The organism is Actinophytocola sp., from assembly GCF_045807065.1.
Taxonomy (GTDB): Bacteria; Actinomycetota; Actinomycetes; order Mycobacteriales; family Pseudonocardiaceae; genus Actinophytocola.
Genome location: NZ_JBJMIE010000578.1, coordinates 1 through 2,519, shown reverse-complemented (window position 1 = coordinate 2,519; position 2,519 = coordinate 1). Strand labels below are relative to the sequence as shown.

The window sequence follows — 2,519 nt, the reverse complement described above, 5'->3', positions numbered from 1 at the left end:
TCATTGTGACCGCACCGAATGTCCCTAATAGCCCGCAGACGATCGCAATTACTCTGGTAGTGCCTCCATCAGCAACTGGAGCGGTCAGCCCGGCTTCGCTGACGTTCACGCAAAGCCCGGGCGGCGCGCAGCCGGCGGCCCAGGCGGTTGCGCTTTCAAGCTCCAGCGGCAACCTGACCTTCACCGCGGGCGCGGGCGCGCTGCTCGCCGCGATCACCTACGGGATCCAGCCGTACGGCGGGCACTCGACCGGCTGGACCAACCCCGCGGTGCTCAGCGGCCTCGGCGCGGGGGTGCTGCTGCTGGTCACCTTCTGCGTCGCGGAGACGAAGATCGCCGAGCCGATGTTCCGGCTCGGCCTGTTCCGCATCCGCGCGTTCGCCGCCGGCAACCTCGCGGCGCTGCTCATCGCCGTCGCCCGCGGCGGCATGCAGTTCATGCTGATCATCTGGCTGCAGGGCATCTGGCTGCCGCTGCGCGGCTACGCCTACGAGGACACCCCGCTGTGGGCCGGCATCTTCATGCTGCCGCTGACGATCGGGTTCCTCCTCGGCGGCCCGACCGCCGGCTACCTGTCGGACCGGTTCGGCGCGCGGCTGTTCTCCACGACCGGGCTCCTGCTGGTGGCCGCCGCCTTCGTCGGGCTGCTCACGCTGCCGGTGGACTTCCCCTACCCGGCGTTCGCGGCCCTGTTGCTGCTGTCCGGGCTCGGGCAGGGCATGTTCTCCGCGCCGAACACCTCGGCGATCATGGGCAGTGTCCCGCCGGAGCAACGCGGGGTCGCGTCCGGGATGCGCTCGACGTTCCAGAACTCGGGCACCGCGCTGTCGATCGGCGTGTTCTTCTCGCTGATGATCACCGGCCTGGCGACGTCGCTGCCCGCCGCGCTCGACAGCGGCCTGCGCGCGCAGGGGGTGTCCGCGGACGCGGCGAGCCAGGTGGCGCACCTGCCGCCGGTGAGCACGCTGTTCGCGACGTTCCTCGGCGAGAACCCGATCGGGAAGCTGCTCGGGCCCCACCACGTCCTGGACACGTTGCCCGCGCACAACGTGGCGGCCCTGACCGGCAGCCGGTTCTTCCCCGAACTGGTCTCCGGCCCGTTCCACGACGGGCTCCTCACCGTCTTCACCCTGGCCACGGCCATGGCACTCGTGGGCGCGCTCGCCTCGGCACTGCGCGGCCGCCACCAACGAGTCGAACAACCGAAGGGAAACCAGTGAGCAGGCAGGCCCTCCTCGTCATGGACGTCCAGCAGGCCGTCGTGGCCCGCAACCCCGATCCCGGCTACCTGCCCCGGTTGACGCGCGCGGTCGACGCCGCCCGCGGGGCCGGGATCCCGGTGATCTACGTCGTGATCGGCTTCCGCCCCGGCTATCCCGAGATCAACCCGCGCAACAAGATCTTCGGCGCGACCCGCGACGCGGGCGCGTTGCCCGGTGCCGCGCTGGAGATCCACCCGGACGTCGCGCCGGCACCCGAGGACATCGTCGTCACCAAGAAGCGCGTCAGCGCGTTCGCGGGCAGCGACCTCGACATGGTGCTGCGGGCCGGCGAGATCGACACGCTCGTCCTGACCGGCATCGCCACCAGCGGCGTCGTCCTCTCCACCCTCCGGCAGGCCGCCGACCTGGACTTCGCCCTCACCGTCCTGTCCGACGGCTGCGTCGACGGCGACCCCGAGGTCCACCGCGTCCTGACCGAGAAGGTGTTCCCCCGCCAGGCGGACGTGGTCACGGTCGACGAGTGGGTGAAGACCGTCCAGTAGCGTCCGCCCATGGCCCCTGACCCGTTCAACACCGCCGCCGAGCCGGCGCTGACCTCGGGCGCCGGCGGCACGGTCACGCTGGTGGCGGGCGGCACCTTCTGCCTGTCCGACGCCACCGGCGACGTGGCACCCGGTGCGGCGCACGGGTTGTTCTTCTCCGACGCCCGGCTGCTGTCCCGCTGGCAGCTGCGACTCGACGGCCGCGTCCCGCACGCGCTCACGGTCGCGCACCCGGAGGCGTTCGCCGCGCGGTTCGTGCTGCGCCGGCCACCCGCGGCGGGCCAGGCCGACAGCACGCTGCTGCTGGTGCGGGAACGGCTCGTCGGTGACGGCATGCGGGAGACCGTCTCCGTCCACAACCTCGACCGCGAGGCCACGGTCGTGCGGCTCGACCTGCACGTGGCCGCCGACTTCGCGGACCTGTTCGCGGTCAAGGAGGGCCGGGCGGCCGACGGCGGCGCACGGAGCACGGCGGGCGACGGCGAGCTCGTGGTGCGTGCCGGCGCCCTCGGCGTGTCGGTCCGCGCGACCGCGGAACCGACCGTCGAGCCCGGCACGCTGAGCTGGCGCGTGGTGGTACCGGCCGGGCAGCGCTGGTCGACCGAGATCGTAGTGTCGCCCACCGGGAACGGCCGGCCGGTGCGCCCACGGTTCGAGCGCGGCGAACCGTGGGAGGACACCGAACCCGCACGCGAGATCCGCGCGTGGCGGGCGGCGACCACGACCGTGTCCACGGCCGACCCGGTGCTGGCGG

The 2,519-nt window shown here is 72.5% G+C and carries 3 protein-coding genes; all 3 read left to right on the top strand.

Annotated features, from left to right (window positions below; all coding sequences use genetic code 11):
• Positions 1–5 precede the first annotated feature (5 nt).
• Positions 6–1,220, top strand: a complete 1,215-nt coding sequence (locus tag ACJ73U_RS33995) for an MFS transporter (protein WP_407781849.1) — start codon at positions 6–8, stop codon at positions 1,218–1,220.
• A complete protein-coding gene (locus ACJ73U_RS33990; RefSeq protein ID WP_407781848.1) occupies positions 1,217–1,765 on the top strand; it encodes a cysteine hydrolase family protein in 549 nt (182 codons plus the stop codon). Before ACJ73U_RS33995 ends, ACJ73U_RS33990 begins: the two co-directional genes overlap by 4 nt.
• A 9-nt stretch (positions 1,766–1,774) precedes the next feature.
• Positions 1,775–2,519: glycogen debranching N-terminal domain-containing protein (locus tag ACJ73U_RS33985; RefSeq protein ID WP_407781847.1), on the top strand; the 745-nt coding region annotated here is incomplete at its 3' end.